This is a genomic window from Polaromonas sp. CG_23.6, assembly GCF_029892315.1.
GTDB lineage: Bacteria > Pseudomonadota > Gammaproteobacteria > Burkholderiales > Burkholderiaceae_C > Polaromonas.
On record NZ_JARXUY010000001.1, the window covers coordinates 643,319 to 654,267 of the forward strand.

A 10,949-nucleotide genomic window follows, 5' to 3' on the forward strand; every position below is an offset into this window, starting at 1 on the left:
ATGTGCATGTGCATGTGCAGATCTTTTCGCCCTCAGGGTCGTGCAGACAAGCCAGATACTTCCCTTGCGCCGCGCCTTCGCGAAACCCCGGCAGGTTTTCAAAAGTGGTGCCGCCATTGGCGATGCCGACCTCAGGAAAAACGTCAACCTGCTCAGGGAACTGCGCAGCCAACGCGGTTGAACTTGCTGACAAATGACCCTGTAAGCCAGCCCGAATCTTTCTACTACTTTTTCACCCATGCGCCTCCTTCACACTTCGGACTGGCATCTTGGCCAGCATTTCATGGGCAAGAGTCGTCAGGCCGAACACCAGGCCTTGATTGACTGGTTGCTGCTGCAGGTCGAGGCGCATGCGGTCGATGCGGTGCTGGTTGCAGGCGATATCTTCGACACCGGCACGCCGCCCAGCTATGCACGCGAGTTGTACAGCCAGCTGGTGGTGCGCCTGCACGGGGCTGGCGCGGCTTTGCTGCTGCTCGGCGGCAACCATGACTCGGTGGCCACACTGGGCGAAAGCCGGGCGCTGCTGGCCTGCCTGAGTTCCACGGTCGTCGCCGCAGCCGGACAATCGGAGGCACAAGTCGTGGTGTTGCCGCAACGCGGCGCGCCGGGCGTGCAAGGCGAAGCCGGCTGCGTCGTCTGCGCCATTCCCTTCATTCGCCCGCGCGATGTGCTGCAAAGCCAGGCCGGGCAAAGCGCCGACGACAAGCAGCACGCCTTGCAGCTGGCGATTCAGGCGCATTACCGCGCCGTGTTCGATGCCGCCAGCGCCCGCCGCACTGCGCTGGAGCGCGAACTGGGCCGCAAGCTGCCGCTGATTGCCACCGGCCACCTGACGACTGTGGGCGCCAGCACCAGCGAGTCGGTGCGCGAAATCTATGTCGGCGCGTTGAACGCCTTTCCGACCAGCGCCTTTCCGCCGGTCGACTACATCGCGCTGGGCCATATCCATCAGCCGCAATCTGTCGGTGGGCTGGACCATATCCGCTATTGCGGCTCGCCGATTCCGCTCAGTTTTGACGAGGCGGGCCAGCAAAAACAGGTGTTGCTGGTGGACCTGGACGCCAGCGGCCTGCACGCCATCACGTCCTTGCCCGTGCCGCGTTTTCAGGCGCTGGCTTCGGTCACAGGCAACCTGGCCACGCTGGCCGAAGCGATTCGCACTGCCGCCGCCGACGGCACGCCCGAACGCCCGGTTTGGCTGGAGGTGACGGTGGTTGAAGACGACTATCTGGCCGACTTGCCGGTGCGCATTGAAGCACTGACCGCCGGACTGCCGGTCGAGGTGCTGCGCATTCGCCGCCAACGCGGCAACGAAGCCGCCCGGCTGGCCGCCCAGGCCAGCGAAACCCTGGACGAGTTGAGCCCGCACGATGTGTTTGACCGCCGCCTGTCGCAAGAAGAACTGACGCCAGATTTGCAACTGGCCCTGCGTGAACGCTACCGCGCCATCGTCACCGGTTTGCAGGAAAGCGACGCATGAAAATCCTCAGCCTTCGCCTTAAAAACCTCAATTCGCTCAAGGGCGAATGGAAAATCGATTTCACCCAGGCTCCGTTTGTGGACAACGGCCTGTTTGCCATCACCGGCCCGACCGGCGCGGGCAAATCGACATTGCTCGACGCCATATGCCTGGCGCTGTACCACGAGACACCGCGACTCAAAAGCATCTCGGCCTCAGCCAACGACATCATGACGCGCCACACCGCTGACTGCCTGGCGGAGGTGGAATTCGAGGTCAAGGGCATCGTTTACCGCGCCTTCTGGAGCCAGCGCTGCGCCCGCGACAAAGTGGGTGGCGCGCTGCAAGCGCCAAGAGTCGAACTGGCGACTGGCGACGGCACCATCCTCAGTGATAAAAGCGGCGAAAAGCTCAAACTCATTGCGTCCATTACCGGCCTTGACTTCCCGCGCTTCACCAAGTCCATGCTGCTGGCGCAAGGCGGTTTCGCGGCGTTCCTGAACGCCAGCGCGAACGAGCGGGCCGAACTGCTGGAAGAGCTGACCGGCACCGAAATCTACGGCGATATTTCCAGAAAAGTGTTTGAGCAGGCGCGCGACGCCCGGCAGCAGCTGGACCAGCTCAAGGCACGCGCGCAGGGCATGGAGCTGTTGTCAGCCGAGGCGCGCGAAGCCATGCAGAACGAGGTGATTCGCCTTGGCACCCAACTGGGCGACGTGCAACGCCAGCACCAGAACACGCAGGCCCAACGGCAGTGGCGGCTCGACTTGGCGCAGAGCGAACAGGACGCCCAAGCGGCTGAACAAAACCGCAGGGCAGCCGACGCCGCGCTCGAAGCCGCCGCCCCGGAATTGCGCCGCTTGGCCGACAGCGAACCGGCGCAGGCGTTGCAACCGCTGCATCAGGCGTGGCAACACGCTGAAATCGCCTGCAGCACCAGCGAAACCAGGCTGCAGGCGCTGCACGGCGAGCACGAAAGCCAGCAGGCCGCGCATGACCAGCAGCATCACAGCGCCCACGCCATCGCCAGCCGCATCGCCGAACAGGCGCAGGCGCAATTGGCACTGACAGTGCAAAAGCGCCAGCAGCTTGACGACTTTTGCGCCGCTCATCCGCAACGCGCCAAGCTGGGCGCGCACCTGGGTGCCTGGCGGCAACAGTTTGACCAACGCCAAAAGCTGCAGCAGGCCGCGGCTGCGCAGCAATTGGCCGCGAAAAAACTGGATGACGAACAGGCCGAGCGCAGCCGCCAGCTCGTCACCCGCAACGCGGCGGTGACTACCGCCGAACAGGCCAGCACCGACGCCGACACCGCGCACCAGCAGGCCGAGGCAGCACAAACCCAGCGACTGGCCGGGCAAACGCCGGCCGGATTGCGCCAGCAGGCGCAATCCGGCCAGAACCGCCTGAACCATTGGCAGCAGCTGGAAACCTTGGCGCGGCAATGCCGTGAACTGGCTGGCCAGCAAACCACGCGGGCAACGCAGCTGCAAGACTGCCAGATCAAGATCGACCAGCAAGAAAAAACACGGCTTGCCTTGCTCGAACAGCATAAGGACATGAAAGCGCAGGTGCAAGACAAGCAAAAGCTGCTACATCAAGAGAACCTCATCAAGAAATTGGAAGATCATCGCCGGGCGCTGCAGCCGGGGGATCCTTGCCCGCTGTGCGGCGCACAGGCGCATCCCGCCATTGCCGAGTACCAGGCGCTGGATGTTTCTTTGACAGAAGCAGCCTTGAAGGAAAAGCAGGCCGCTTTGGATGCCCTGGTTACGCAAGGCCAGGATGCAAGAGATGCGCTGGCCGCCAGCCGCGCCACGCAAGCCGGCTGGCTGATCCAGCAAGAAAAAAATACCCACGATATCGCCGACAGCCAGACGCAATGGCGCGAACAGGTGGCGCTGATCAGCCCCAGCCCCTGTGAACCGCTGCCCGGTGCAAGCGACTGGCAAGATGCTTCTGGCCTGCGCGCCCGGCGCGAAGCCATTGAGCAGGCGCTGGCCGGGCTCGCCCGACAAGTAGAGGCCGCAGAGCAGGGCGAAGAGGCCGTCAACCGCGCTCGGCAAGCCTGCCACGCCCAAGCCCACGGCTTGCAAACCGCACGGAACGCGTTAGCCCTGTTGCAGCAAACGATAACGACCGGACAGGAACGGCAAGCCGAACTGCGGGCAACCGCGCAAGCGCGTCAGCTGGAACTGTCCGAACTGGAAATGGGCCTGACCGCCTCGCTGGACGAAGCCGGTTTCAGCATGCCGCCAGAACCCGCACCGTGGTTGCAGCAGCGTGAAAACGAATGGCAAGACTGGCAATCGACTCAGACCCAACTGCAAACCCTTGCGCAAACCCTGACGCGCCAGCAAAGCCAGTGCGAAGCCGCGCAGGAAAAAGCTGGCTTGTGGCAAGCGCAATGGGAAAGTTTGCGCGCCAGCGCTGGCGAACAGGCCACGCCGTTGGCCGATTTTCCCTTCGGTGTCGCCGATGACTTGCCCGCCGCCCTGGCGCTGTGCGCCAGGGAAGTCAGCCGCCTGCAGCAAACGATGGCCGCACTGCAAGGCCAAAAAACCCAGGTCGATGCCGACCTCGTCCGGCAGCGCCTGACATCGACCGAAGCGGCCGCGACGTGGCAAGCGGGACTGGCCACCAGCCCGTTTGCCGGCCTGGCCGCTTACATTGCCGCATTGTTGCCGCCTGAAGAACGCCAGCGGCTGACGCAATTGAAGGAAGCGCTGCACACTGCCAGGCAGCAGGCCGATGTGCTGTTGCGCGAAGCGCAAGGCAAACAAGCGCGGGTGGCTGCGCAAGCGCTCACGCCATTGCAACTGGAGGAAATCGTGACAGCGCTGGCCGCGCTGGAAACGCAGCGCAACATGCTCAGCGAACAAGTCGGTGCCCGGCGTGAAGAGCTGGCCAGCGACACGAAGCGCCGTGAAAGCCAGCAAGCCCTGTATGAAGAAATCAGGTTGCAAACGGCAGAAACCGACCTCTGGCAACGGCTGGACGGCCTGATTGGTTCGGCCCGTGGCGACAAATACCGCAAGTTTGCGCAAGGGCTGACGCTCGACCATTTGTTGCTGCTTGCCAATCGCCATCTCGCGCGCCTGCATGGCCGCTACCTGCTGCGCCGCAAGGCTACGGGCGAACTGGAACTCGACATCGTCGATGCCTGGCAGGGCGAGGTGGCGCGCGACACGCGCACGCTGTCAGGGGGCGAGAGCTTTCTGGTCAGCTTGGCGCTGGCCCTGGCGCTGTCTGACCTGGTCAGCAACAAGACGTCCATCGACTCACTGTTTTTGGACGAAGGCTTTGGAACGCTCGACGGCGACACGCTGGAAATCGCGCTCAATGCGCTCGACACGCTGAACGCCAGCGGCAAGATGATTGGCGTCATCAGCCATGTCGAAAGCCTGAAAGAGCGCATTCCCGCGCAGATTCGGGTCGAGAAGGGCGGCGGCGTCGGGCATTCGCGCGTGGTGGTGGTGTAGTGGGTTGCGGGGCTTGGCCGCCGTGGTCAAAGGCTGCACGCGCGGAAACTGCGGTTTCAGATTGATGCGCGTCAGGCGCAGGGCTGAACGGCGTCCATGAAAGCGGGGCTGCTTCATGTATGTGGTGTTCATCGAAACAGTGCAGGGGAAGTGCCCCCAGCGCGCCGGGCGCGGCAGGGCTGGTGTGCCAGGGCCAATAGCTGTCGGGCGTTGCCGTTGGCCCAACAGCCCGGCTTCAGGCAGTCTTCGCGTTGCCGGTGGTGTGTGACTCGGCGCTGTCGAGGAACTCGTGGCGCGTGGCAGACGTCAGCGTCACGTTGCGCTGGATTTCAGTCAGTAGCAAAAACTCTTTCTTGATGGCTTTTTCCAGATTTTGCAGTGCCAGCACCTGTTCTTCCAGCGCCGGCAATTGCGTGGCTTGCAGGGTCGATGCAGCGGCTGGACGGGCTGACAGTGCAGGCGCGGCCAAGGCGGCAGTGCTGAGTTTGAGGGTGGCGTTTTCCTGCTCCAGCGTCAGCACACGGGCCTGGATGCGCTTCAAGGCTTCGACGGATTCTGCCGATTGTTGGTTGATCGTGTTTTGGTTCTGGCTTTGCAGTGCGGCCAGTTGGGCTTGCAGTGCGGGCACCTGAGCGGCCTTTTGGGCGGCGAGGGCCTGCTCTTTCTGGGCCATGTCCAGCGCTTGGCGCAGCTGGTCGGTCTCCCGCTTGAGCGCTTGGGCGCTGATGGCGGCGGTTTGCTGGTTTTTTTCCAGCGAGCGGAAATAGTCTTTGGCCTGGGTTTGCTGAGCCATGGCTTCGGACCTGGCCTGGGCGGCATCGGCGCGGCTGGCCTGTTCCTGCGCTTGCAACACGACCAGTTGCACCTGCAGGGCCGCGATCTGAGCTTCATGTTCGGCCGGGAGCACGGTGTCTTTCCTGACCGCATTGGTCACGCTGCGCGCCCGGGCGGTTTCGTGCTTGAGGTCTTCGTAGTTCTTGATGGCCAGCTTGCGTTCGTCATCCAGTTGGCGGATGCGGCCCTTGGCCTGCGCCAGTTCTGCCTGCTGCAGCATGGCCTGCGGTGTTGGGGCGGTGCTGCGGCCACGCATGAGCAGCCAGCACAACACCGCGCCTCCAGCCAGGCCGGTGACGGCGATCAAGACGGTAAAACTTGCGGAGTCCATGTGCGTGCCCTTGCCTGAAAAGAATCGAAACCTGCCAGCACTGCATTATTTGCCATAAAACCGTTTCTGGCTTCACGTCTTGTTGCAAAAGTAACTGGATTTTGATTCCTGGTCATGCACCGACTGTGGTTTGCAAGGGATTTAAGGCGCGTATCGCGCGCGCAGGCTGGCTTGCTTGCTTTTTGGCTGGCGTGGCCACCGCGCCTTGCCTGGCATGCGGTGTCGGCAGCGTTTTGCGGGACATGGCTTTCAATCCGGAGGCACTGTGTTTTTTGACTTTTGCCGCAGCCCGATAGCCTGCCGTTGGCCATCGACGCCGTGCGTTTCGTGCACAGGTTGTCAAAACTGTTTCCGTTCATGACCGTCAGCGCGGCAGCCATGGTCTTGTGCTTTGTGTCGGCCCCGATGGGCAGCTTGCTTTTGCGTTCAGGACAGCGCGGAATCAGACGGTGAAATGGCGACGGCATCGACGTACATGAGTTCCCACAAATGACCGTCCAGGTCCTGAAAGCCATGCTGGTACATGAAGCCATGGTCTTGTGGCGGATGGGGCGTCGTGCCGCCTGAGGCAATGGCCTGGCCGACCATGTCGCTCACCTGTTCCCGGCTGTCGCAGGACAGGCAGATCAGCACTTCGGTTTGCCGGCGGGCATCGCAGATTTTCTTGGACGTGAAGGTCTTGAAGAAACTTTCGACCAGCAGCATCACGAAGCTGTCGGGGCCAACGATCATGCAGGTGGCGTTGCTGTCGGTGAACTGCGGGTTAAAGGCAAAGCCAAGACGCGTGAAAAAGTCGATCGACTGGTCAAGATCCTTGACAGGCAGGTTGACATACATCTTGGTCGCCATGCGGTCCTTCATCTTCAAATGGCGCGAGTATCAGCGTGGGTCAGCAGACCGGCGTTTCCAATTGCAAGCGACCGGATGCAGGGCGGCAGGTGGTTTCAGCGGGGCGGCGCGACAACGAAACTGACCGCCAGCCCCTGTGGCGTGACGGTGATGCTGCCGGGCTGCAGCCCCATGGCGTCGGGTAGCGCCAGGTCCTGCGGGCGCAGGGTGTGCAAGACGACTTCGCCCAGGGCCTGCCCGGCCAGCGCGGGTCCGTAAACCTCAAGCAGCGCCGAGGGTCCCGGCGGCAGGTCAGGAAAACGCAGCGTATTGACGCGCAACCGGTGCGCCCGGACGGTGCGGTCGCGCGCTTCATAACGCAGCGCGAAATCCAGATCGAACGTGCCGCCGTAGCGGCGGCCCAGCGCCGGACCGGCGGCTTCGACCGGCATCTCGGCGCCCAGCCGGTTCAGTTCCGGCAGCAGGCGCAGGCGCGGCGTCAGCAGCGTCAGGTCCAGCAGCCCGCCGGCCGGGTAACGCAGCGGAAACCGCTCGGCAACGACCTGCTCCAGCTGGCCGATGGACACGGTGTAGCCGGGCCGGTCCGATGCGTGCGCCACGAAAAAGCCCGGACCCGCCGCGCCGGTCGCCAGCAGCCAGGCGGGGAGTGTCAGCATGCGTCTGCGATTCATCCGTTTCCTTGTGTTTGGGAGCCATGCGGTGTGCAAGCGCCGCACTGTGGTGCCTGTGGCCTGCGGTTTTGCACCACTATTTCATTGTCAGATGCGCTGCGGCCGGGTCGGTTCCACTGAACAGGCGAATGCGTTGGCAGCCATGCACGGGTTTTGAATCAAAAAGGCGATTTGCGCAATAGACATAAGCATTTATTGCTATCAATAAAGAGTTTATTATCCCGGCAATAATCTACATCTGGTAACGACAAAACATGCATTGTTGACAGACTCGCATTGCTGCGAAACGTCGCCAGACCACAATGCATTGGCTTGTCGTTTATGGCGGGCATGTGACGGGAGAGCTTTCATGAAAACATTTTTAGCGCTTTGCGCGGCTGCAACCCTGAGCGGCTGCGCCGTGTACCCGTCGCCGGGCTATGGAAGCTACGGCTACGACGTACCGGCGCCCCAGGTGATCCAGCAGCCGGTGTACATCCAGGGCGGCGGCACGATTTACCGCTCCGATGGTTACGGCTATGGCTACCCACGGGGCTACAGCCGTCCGTTCCCTCCGTCGGTGCTTGTCGTGCCGGGGCCGCGTCCGGGTCGTGGCCACGGCGACCGGGACGGCGACGGCATTCCAGACCGCTTCGACCGCGACCGGGACGGTGACGGCGTTCGCAACCGCCTGGACCGCCGGCCCCACAACAATGACGTGCCCAACCGTGGGGAGCGCAGCCACAGGCGGGACCGTGACGGCGATGGCCGCCCGGACCGCCGCTAGCCCGCGCGCCACAAGGGCGACAGGCAGGCCGGGCGGCTTGCGTTAAGGTGCGTTCTGCCCCTGAACCCTGTTTCCCCACTGCGGAGCCCTTCCTTGCCTGACACCATCCACTTTTACGAACCACGCAACGGCCACGGCCTGCCGCATGACCCGTTCAACGCCATCGTCGGGCCGCGTCCCATCGGCTGGATTTCGTCGCGCAGTTCGGCCGGCGGCCTGAACCTGGCGCCCTACAGCTTTTTCAACGCCTTCAACTACACGCCGCCCATCGTCGGCTTTTCCAGCGTCGGCTACAAGGACACGGTGCGCAACATCGAGCAGACCGGCGAATTTGCCTGGAACCTGGCAACGCGTCCGCTGGCCGAAGCCATGAACCAGAGTTGCGCCGCCGTGCCGCCCGAGGTCAATGAATTCGAGCTGGCAGGCTTGACGCCGGTGCCGTCACAGGTGATTTCTGTGCCGCGCGTGCAGGAAAGCCCGGTGTCGTTCGAATGCCGCACCACGCAGATCGTCCAGCTCCAGGGTGCCGATGGCGTGCAAGTACCGACCTGGCTGGTGCTGGGCGAAGTGGTGGCGGTGCACATTGCGCAGCGCCTGCTGAAAGACGGCGTGTACGACACGGCGGGTGCTGAACACATCCTGCGCGGCGGCGGGCCGGGCGACTATTTCAGCATCGGCCCCGAGCAGTTGTTCAGGATGTACCGGCCGAAGTGAGGCGGGGTTGCAGGCTGGATTTTCAGGCCGGGCCGCCGGGTTTTCGTGACCTGCGGGCTTCTTCGACCCGAGGCATTCCTTTGTTTTCTGTCATTGCGGGCCTGCCCCGCAATCCACTGCACCGGAGCCATCCGAAGCCAGTCAGCTCCTGGAATTTACAGAGCGGTTGACTGCGCACAAATGGATTGCGGGTCGAGCCCGCAATGACAGAGGGAAAAATGTTTCCAGCGACCGAGCTGGGCAAGGCTGCTTTCCGGCTCCCTCTCCCTCCGGCAGCGGGTTGGGGCGAGGGCTCCCTGATGGGGATTTTTGCGACTGTGCCCCTTGTGTGCCGACCCATTTCAACCCTGAAGGGAAGGCGTCATGCGTACTCGATGCCAGGGACAGCGGGCATACTGAAATGCCTGAATTTTTTGATCAAACAAGCCGTTTGCGCACGATCAGTAGGTGAATTAAGCTATTAAACTAGTAGCATAAAGGTTCAGGCCGTGACGCGGTGCACCGGCCCCGGCAAGAGCGTGAACGCCAGCGCGCCGGCCACCAGCAGCGCGGCAATGCTCGCCAGCACGGCGGTAAAAGGCTCGATGCCCTGCGCCAGGGCGACGGACGCGACGATGCCGGTCAGCCACTGCATGCCGGCCACGCCCAGAAACATCGCCATGGTGAACACCGCCATGGCACGGCCGGTGATTTCAGGCGGGTAGGCGGCGCGCACGTCGGCATACTGCAGCACCGTGTAGCCCGACAGCAGGCCAATGACGATGGGGCCGCCCACATCCACCAGCGTGCTGTGGCCCATCGCAAACGCGGCAAACAGGCCGGCCAGCACCAGCGTGAAGCCGACAATCCAGCGGCGCCGGTGCCTGGGGCCCGGATCAAAGCGGCCAAACAGCGGCGCGCCGATCAGTGAGGTCAGTGACATCGCCAGCGCCACGTTGCCCGCCTGCACCAGCGAAAAGCCGTGGCGCTGCATCAGCATCGGCCCCAGCCACAGGCCGCGCAGCGAGATGAAGGACGCATAGCCCACGGCCGCCAGCAGCACGATGCCCAGCGTGTGCGGCAGCAAAAACAATGCGCCGAACTTGCCGATGGCCTGGCCCAGCGTTTCCCGGCCTTGGGCTCCCCGGGCCTGCGCCGTGGCGGCAGGCAGCGCCGGTTCGTGCACCAGCACATAAATCAATCCCCAGGCCAGCAGGGCGACAGCGCCCAGCACCCAGAAGCCCATGCGCCACGAGGTTGCCTCGATCAGCCAGGCCAGCGGCGTGCCGGTCAGCAGCATGCCGATGCCGCCCAGGCCCAGCGTGAGCCCGGAAATCGCCGCGAACCGGTCGGCGGGCAGGTGCCGTGCAATGAACACGGTGCACACTAGGAAAGCCGGCGCGCAGCCCATGCCGATCAGCACCTGGCCGGTAATCAGCATCGGATACGACGTGGCCAGCGCCGACACGGCAGAGCCGGCAATCGCCACTGGAAACGCCGTCAGCATGGTGCGCCGCACGCCATGCAGGTCGATGCCGATGCCCATGAACAGCTGCATCGCGCCAAAGGCAAAGTGAAAAGCGCCGGCAAACAAGCCCAGCGCCTGCGCGCCCAGGTGAAACTCGGCCTGCAGCGGCGCGGCCATCAGGGTGGCGACGGTGCGGTAGGCCTGGCTCATCGCAAAAGCAGTGGTCAGGGCGAACAGCACCGCCCAAAGCGAGCGCAGGGGCGGGGCTGCGGGCCGTTCGGCAACTGAGCGGGCGGGCGGTGAAAGTGGGTTCATGGCGTTGGTGGGCGTTGAGGGTACACCGGCTGGCGGGGCGGCGTTGTTGCCCCTGTCCGGGTTGATCCGCGCGGCAGA

9 protein-coding genes are annotated in these 10,949 nt (G+C 63.5%); 4 read left to right on the top strand and 5 right to left on the bottom strand.

Annotation, left to right across the window (positions count from 1 at the left end):
• Positions 1 to 238 precede the first annotated feature (238 nt).
• On the top strand, positions 239 to 1,483 hold the full coding sequence (gene sbcD / locus H4V98_RS03115; protein ID WP_196862470.1) for an exonuclease subunit SbcD: 1,245 nt from the start codon (positions 239 to 241) through the stop codon (positions 1,481 to 1,483).
• Complete coding sequence (sbcC, locus tag H4V98_RS03120) at positions 1,480 to 4,944, top strand: exonuclease subunit SbcC (protein ID WP_196862469.1); 3,465 nt, start codon at positions 1,480 to 1,482, stop codon at positions 4,942 to 4,944. Before sbcD ends, sbcC begins: the two co-directional genes overlap by 4 nt.
• A 235-nt stretch (positions 4,945 to 5,179) precedes the next feature.
• Here sbcC and H4V98_RS03125 read toward each other — a convergent pair whose 3' ends face one another.
• The 4 genes from H4V98_RS03125 to H4V98_RS03140 all read right to left on the bottom strand — a co-directional run bounded on the left by H4V98_RS03125 (position 5,180) and on the right by H4V98_RS03140 (position 7,614).
• The gene (locus tag H4V98_RS03125; protein WP_196862468.1) at positions 5,180 to 6,109 is read right to left on the bottom strand and encodes a hypothetical protein; all 930 of its coding nucleotides are present in this window, start codon (positions 6,107 to 6,109) and stop codon (positions 5,180 to 5,182) included.
• A complete protein-coding gene (locus H4V98_RS03130) occupies positions 6,082 to 6,489 on the bottom strand; it encodes a hypothetical protein (RefSeq protein ID WP_196862467.1) in 408 nt (135 codons plus the stop codon). Before H4V98_RS03130 ends, H4V98_RS03125 begins: the two co-directional genes overlap by 28 nt.
• A gap of 46 nt (positions 6,490 to 6,535) precedes the next feature.
• Positions 6,536 to 6,958, bottom strand: coding sequence for a VOC family protein (locus H4V98_RS03135; RefSeq protein ID WP_196862466.1), 423 nt, complete (start codon positions 6,956 to 6,958; stop codon positions 6,536 to 6,538).
• A gap of 95 nt (positions 6,959 to 7,053) precedes the next feature.
• Positions 7,054 to 7,614, bottom strand: a complete 561-nt coding sequence (locus H4V98_RS03140; RefSeq protein WP_231374609.1) for a DUF1439 domain-containing protein — start codon at positions 7,612 to 7,614, stop codon at positions 7,054 to 7,056.
• A gap of 364 nt (positions 7,615 to 7,978) precedes the next feature.
• Between H4V98_RS03140 and H4V98_RS03145 the strand changes: the two genes are divergently transcribed.
• Both H4V98_RS03145 and H4V98_RS03150 read left to right on the top strand, forming a co-directional pair.
• Complete coding sequence (locus H4V98_RS03145) at positions 7,979 to 8,395, top strand: hypothetical protein (RefSeq protein ID WP_196862687.1); 417 nt, start codon at positions 7,979 to 7,981, stop codon at positions 8,393 to 8,395.
• Positions 8,396 to 8,473: 78 nt separating this feature from the next.
• Positions 8,474 to 9,109 (top strand): flavin reductase family protein, encoded by a 636-nt coding sequence (locus H4V98_RS03150; protein WP_196862671.1) that lies wholly within the window; start codon positions 8,474 to 8,476, stop codon positions 9,107 to 9,109.
• 481 nt (positions 9,110 to 9,590) lie between these two features.
• Here H4V98_RS03150 and H4V98_RS03155 read toward each other — a convergent pair whose 3' ends face one another.
• Positions 9,591 to 10,871, bottom strand: coding sequence for an MFS transporter (locus H4V98_RS03155; RefSeq protein WP_196862465.1), 1,281 nt, complete (start codon positions 10,869 to 10,871; stop codon positions 9,591 to 9,593).
• Positions 10,872 to 10,949: the final 78 nt, after the last annotated feature.

Excerpts from the sequence above, each read along its gene's own strand:
- sbcD (WP_196862470.1), top strand. The coding sequence starts at position 239 with ATGCGCCTCCTTCACACTTCGGACTGGCATCTTGGCCAGCATTTCATG.
- sbcC (WP_196862469.1), top strand. The coding sequence starts at position 1,480 with ATGAAAATCCTCAGCCTTCGCCTTAAAAACCTCAATTCGCTCAAGGGC.
- H4V98_RS03125 (WP_196862468.1), bottom strand. The coding sequence starts at position 6,109 with ATGGACTCCGCAAGTTTTACCGTCTTGATCGCCGTCACCGGCCTGGCT.
- H4V98_RS03130 (WP_196862467.1), bottom strand. The coding sequence starts at position 6,489 with ATGGCTGCCGCGCTGACGGTCATGAACGGAAACAGTTTTGACAACCTG.
- H4V98_RS03135 (WP_196862466.1), bottom strand. The coding sequence starts at position 6,958 with ATGGCGACCAAGATGTATGTCAACCTGCCTGTCAAGGATCTTGACCAG.
- H4V98_RS03140 (WP_231374609.1), bottom strand. The coding sequence starts at position 7,614 with ATGCTGACACTCCCCGCCTGGCTGCTGGCGACCGGCGCGGCGGGTCCG.
- H4V98_RS03145 (WP_196862687.1), top strand. The coding sequence starts at position 7,979 with ATGAAAACATTTTTAGCGCTTTGCGCGGCTGCAACCCTGAGCGGCTGC.
- H4V98_RS03155 (WP_196862465.1), bottom strand. The coding sequence starts at position 10,871 with ATGAACCCACTTTCACCGCCCGCCCGCTCAGTTGCCGAACGGCCCGCA.